Source organism: Mesorhizobium sp. M1A.F.Ca.IN.020.03.2.1 (assembly GCF_004023205.1).
Taxonomy (GTDB): Bacteria; Pseudomonadota; Alphaproteobacteria; order Rhizobiales; family Rhizobiaceae; genus Mesorhizobium.
On record NZ_RZSV01000359.1, the window covers coordinates 1 to 3,887 of the forward strand.

A 3,887-nucleotide genomic window follows, 5' to 3' on the forward strand; every position below is an offset into this window, starting at 1 on the left:
GGCAAGAGGCGCATGGCTGCTCTTCCTGCCGCCCTACAGTCCGGATCTCAACCCGATCGAAATGGCCTTCGCCAAGCTCAAGGCGCATCTGCGCGCAAAGGCCATCAGAACCATCGACGCCCTGTGGTAGGCCATCGGCGATATCTGCAATCTGTTCTCCCCAACAGAATGCAGAAACTACTTCACTGCCGCAGGCTATGGACTCACATGAAAATCCGCCGCTCTAGCTTAAGTGAATACGCGCCGAAATAGGCCGCCGAGTTGGCTATTCTCTATTGGCGACGAGCCATGCGCGAACTCTGGCGGCGTCAAGATCAGCGATCCTCGGCGGATTGGACACAGACAACATGCGAACTACAAACAATTCTCCCAGTTCGGGGTATTCATCGTAACGCTCCTTCGCAATTTCGCTGCCAATTTCACCTGCTTCCCTTAATCCATCAAGATGCGCCTCCAGTCTCTCTATCAGACGGCCAAGGCGCACGTCATCCATGTCAGGATTTTCGGCAGGGTGGAGTAGATGGTAGTCGTAAACGGTCCATAAGAATGCCGCCATCTCGGCATGCTGACGGACAATTTCGCGAAGAACTGGCGCGGGCATCAATTCAAATTGACCGAGCCGCCGCGGATACGGTTTGCCGCGCTGGCGTGGCTTGTCAAATACGTACCCCGTATTGTGATGTGGCCATCCTTCTCCATGACGATGGTCGCCTTGCCGCAGCGAAGCTCGATACGCTCGTTGGCGCTAATTCGGATTCGATCACCGTCTCGAATCACCGTCGAAGTATCCGACTTGGGAACGGAATCAATGATGCGCCCCACGATAAGCGGTCGACCGGGATCTCCGTCTTGAAACAGCAGAGCTACCTCTGCGCCAATCATTTCCGAAGTGAGTTCTGCAAGGCTACGCGCGGGAACAGCCGTCTCTCGCAGGTTGCCCGGAAAGACGACCAAGGGGGCATTCTCGCCGAAGCCCAGGAATATACCGATCACAACTCCGTCGATCCGTTCGGCCGTCCGTGTCATTTTTTAACGCCCTCAATTCTGCTTTATTTCCGAACCTTTCATCGTGATATCGCTAGAAGCCTTCACGTTGATCTTACCCGATCCTTTGACCGTGATATCCTTGCCTTCGATCGTGATCGTGCCGTCCTTCTTCATGCCGATTGCAGCTGATCCGCACTTGATGACGATTGAGTCTCCCGCGTCGATCACCAAATCTTTCCCAACTCTGATAGCACCGTCTTCGTTAATCTCGACCACGCTGCCCTTGCCAATCTTCAGTGCGCGTGCGCCAGCCACTTGCGTAGCATCGTCTTCTGCAATTTTGGCGCTGCGGCCCTTGCCGATTTCAGTAGTCTGACCGCCTCCAATTTTGAAACTCTGATCGGCGCCGACATTGACGCTTTGCCCGGTTCCGATGTTCCAGCTATCAGCCGCTCCAATATCGTGGCTCTGCCCAGTTCCTACCGTCACGCTCCGCGACGCGCCGATCGTGTTCGTCTGCGAAGCGCCCACGGTCCTCGCTTCAGCCGCCCCAACTGTATCCACACGCGCGGCACCCACCGTCACCGTCTGCACCAGCCCAACCGTCTGCGAGTGGTTGGCGTCGATATTCTCCGTCGAATTCGCAACAATGTGGATGGTCTCATTCGCATGGACCGTCAGCGAGCGGTTCGCCCCCACCGTTTCGGTGTCGTTCGACCCGATATTCGTCGTCTGGTCGACGCCGATCTTGACCGTCTTGTTGTTGCCGACGTCCTCGTCGAGGTTGTGGCCGACGGAGTGCTTGGCGTCGTGGTCGATGCGGTCGGACTGGTCGTGCTGCACCAGCTTGTTGCGGTCGTGCTTGATCAGCAGGTGGTGGTCTTTCTGCGCCTGGAAATTGACCAGTTCGGAGCCCGCCTTGTCCTCGAACATCAGCTCGTTGTAACCGCCGCCGCCCTTTGAGGAATTGGACTTCCAGCCCGATTGCGTCGCATTGCCCGGCAACCCGTAGGGCGGCATCTGCGACGCGTTGTAGACCCGGCCGGTGATGATCGGCAGGTCCGGGTCGCCTTCGATGAAGTCGACGATCACCTCCTGGCCGATGCGCGGGATCTGAATAAAACCCCAGCCGCTGCCGGCCCAGGTTTGCGACACGCGCACGAAGCAGGAAGAGTTCTGGTCCTTCTTGCCGAGGCGGTCCCAGTGGAACTGCACCTTCACGCGCGCATATTTGTCGGTGAAGATTTCTTCGCCCGAAGGGCCGACCACCGTCGCCGTCTGCGGACCGCGCATGATCGGCCGCGGCGTGATGCGCGGCGGCCGGTAGGGCAATTTGGTGGGCGCCACGCCGAGCACCACCTTGAAATTCTCGCTATGGGCCTCGTTCTGGGTCCGGTAGCCCGGATCGAACAGCCGGTACTCGGCGCTGATCACCAGATAGTCCTGGTTCTGGTCGTCGCGCGGAAAGCTTTCCAGCTTGAACTTGCAGCCAGAGAAGAGGCCGCGCACGGTGCCCACCGCCGTGCTGCGCTGGTGCACGGCCTGAAGCTCCTCGCGGCGAATTCCCGCAATCGTGTCGCCTCGCCCGACATCGAGATGCGCGCCGGGCTGGCGATAGTTTTCGCCCGCGGCCTCCTTGTGGCTGAACGGCTGGGCGGACTTCGCCATCAAATCCGCGCCGGGCTTCTCGAAATCAAAGTCGGTGTGGGCATAGGCCCCCGGCCGCACCGCGCTGCCCGGAATCCATTCGGTGATGTACTCGACGTCGCGCCGCGAGCCCTGGCCCTCGAAATTGTAGAGCACCTTCTCGTAGCCGGGTGCCGGCTTCAGCTTGCTCATCGCGTCGCAGAGCACCAGGGTATGCTTGCCCTCGTCATGTTCGAAGAAATAGAAGATGCCCTCGTGCTCAAGAAGCCGCTGCACGAAATCCAGATCGCTTTCGTCATACTGGACGCAATATTCGCGCTGCGGATAAGACCCTTGCAGCCGCTTCTCGAATTTCGCGATGCCGTATTTCGAGAAGATTTTCTCGACGATCTCGACCGCCGTCATATTCTGAAAGATGCGGCAATCGGTGGTGTTGCCGAGGAACCAGAGCCATGGCCTGACCATCGCCTCATAAAAGCCGAGCCTGTCCTCGATGCGGATGAGCTTGAATTCCGACACAAGCCCGCTGAACCAGCGTTTCGGATCGGATTCGCCCTCGACCGAAACGACGCCGCCCAGCATCTTCAGCGGATCGACGTCGTGGCTCTTGGAGACGAAGCCGATCGTATAGGCGAAACAACGGCTGATCTCGTCGCGCCCGACGAGATGGGTGAAGGTCAGCACATCGCCGCCAACGGGCGTCTGCACAACCGTGGCGCGTTCGTTCGGCATGGGTCGTGCCCCTCCTGGACGCGGCCGCCAGTATGATGGATTGAAGCCCCCGCTATGTTAACCGCATCACGTTCGGGAACTTTTCGCACCCACCGCACCGGACCGTTTTCAGCCTAGCACATGTTTGGTGGCGGCCAAACAACAGCTGTGGCTAAACGCCGGTGTGAAACGCTCCTCTCCCGCCGCGCTCGCAAGCTGCTAGAATGCCAGAGCAATTCCCGGAACACCGCATAGCGATTTTCCGTTCGGAGTTGCGTGAAGAATAAGCATTTGTTGACCAAGTTCGGCGACGCTTCCGGATGTTCATCTCGCTCCAGATCAGCAATGTCAGGCTGCCATCCGGCGCCGCCGCGAGCTACGCCGCCCGCGACCGCAGTTTCGAGATCGGGCGCGAGAATTGCGACTGGACGCTTTCCGATCCGGACAAGATCATCTCGGGCCGGCATTGCGAAGTCCGCTTCCAGGCGGGCGGCTTCTGGCTTTACGATATCTCGCGCAACGGCACTTTCGTCAACGGCTCC

The 3,887-nt window shown here is 59.0% G+C and carries 4 protein-coding genes and 1 pseudogene; 2 read left to right on the forward strand and 3 right to left on the reverse strand.

Annotation, left to right across the window (positions count from 1 at the left end):
- A pseudogene (locus tag EOA79_RS30480) lies at positions 1 to 211 on the forward strand (transposase); the annotation flags it as partial.
- 54 nt (positions 212 to 265) lie between these two features.
- Here EOA79_RS30480 and EOA79_RS30485 read toward each other — a convergent pair.
- From EOA79_RS30485 to tssI, 3 genes are read right to left on the reverse strand one after another with little or no spacing between them, the layout of a single operon-like run.
- Positions 266 to 601 carry a hypothetical protein gene (locus EOA79_RS30485; protein ID WP_095825717.1) on the reverse strand — a complete coding sequence of 112 codons (336 nt, stop codon included), beginning with the start codon at positions 599 to 601 and terminating at the stop codon, positions 266 to 268.
- Complete coding sequence (locus EOA79_RS30490; protein WP_095825718.1) at positions 601 to 1,026, reverse strand: DUF6484 domain-containing protein; 426 nt, start codon at positions 1,024 to 1,026, stop codon at positions 601 to 603. Before EOA79_RS30490 ends, EOA79_RS30485 begins: the two co-directional genes overlap by 1 nt.
- A 12-nt stretch (positions 1,027 to 1,038) precedes the next feature.
- Positions 1,039 to 3,366 carry a type VI secretion system tip protein TssI/VgrG gene (tssI, locus tag EOA79_RS30495; protein ID WP_095825719.1) on the reverse strand — a complete coding sequence of 776 codons (2,328 nt, stop codon included), beginning with the start codon at positions 3,364 to 3,366 and terminating at the stop codon, positions 1,039 to 1,041.
- Between the two features lie 299 nt (positions 3,367 to 3,665).
- Here tssI and EOA79_RS30500 point away from each other — a divergent pair.
- Positions 3,666 to 3,887, forward strand: a 222-nt coding sequence (locus EOA79_RS30500) for an FHA domain-containing protein (protein ID WP_128293590.1), incomplete at its 3' end; no start/stop codon positions are given.

Bases quoted from the DNA above. Each gene is read 5' to 3' on its own strand.
- EOA79_RS30485 (WP_095825717.1), bottom strand. From the start codon at position 601: ATGCCCGCGCCAGTTCTTCGCGAAATTGTCCGTCAGCATGCCGAGATG.
- EOA79_RS30490 (WP_095825718.1), bottom strand. From the start codon at position 1,026: ATGACACGGACGGCCGAACGGATCGACGGAGTTGTGATCGGTATATTC.
- tssI (WP_095825719.1), bottom strand. From the start codon at position 3,366: ATGCCGAACGAACGCGCCACGGTTGTGCAGACGCCCGTTGGCGGCGAT.